The organism is Mesorhizobium sp. M8A.F.Ca.ET.161.01.1.1 (assembly GCF_004792105.1).
In the GTDB taxonomy this organism is placed as follows: domain Bacteria; phylum Pseudomonadota; class Alphaproteobacteria; order Rhizobiales; family Rhizobiaceae; genus Mesorhizobium.
Genome location: NZ_SRTD01000356.1, coordinates 1 through 311, shown reverse-complemented (window position 1 = coordinate 311; position 311 = coordinate 1). Strand labels below are relative to the sequence as shown.

The following is a 311-nucleotide window of genomic DNA, read 5'->3' as shown; positions in this document are numbered from 1 at the left end:
GCGTTTGCGTGGCGACAGACGTTGCCGCCCGCGGCATCGACCTGCCCGGCCTCGAACTCGTCATCCATGCCGACCTGCCGACCAATTCCGAAACACTTCTGCACCGCTCGGGCCGCACCGGCCGCGCCGGTCAGAAGGGCGTCAGCGCCATCGTGGTGCCGGTCAGCCAGCGCCGCAAGGCCGAGCGCCTGCTCGAAGGCGCCAAGGTCAGTGCCGCATGGGTACACCCACCCTCCGTTGAAGAGATCGTCGAGCGCGACGGCGCCCGGCTTCTGGCCGATCCTACGCTGAGCGAAGCAGTGGCGGATGAC

The 311-nt window shown here is 68.8% G+C and carries 1 protein-coding gene; it reads left to right on the top strand.

What is annotated here, in order from left to right:
- On the top strand, positions 1–311 hold a 311-nt coding region (locus tag EN804_RS36045), incomplete at both ends, for a C-terminal helicase domain-containing protein (RefSeq protein WP_281407937.1).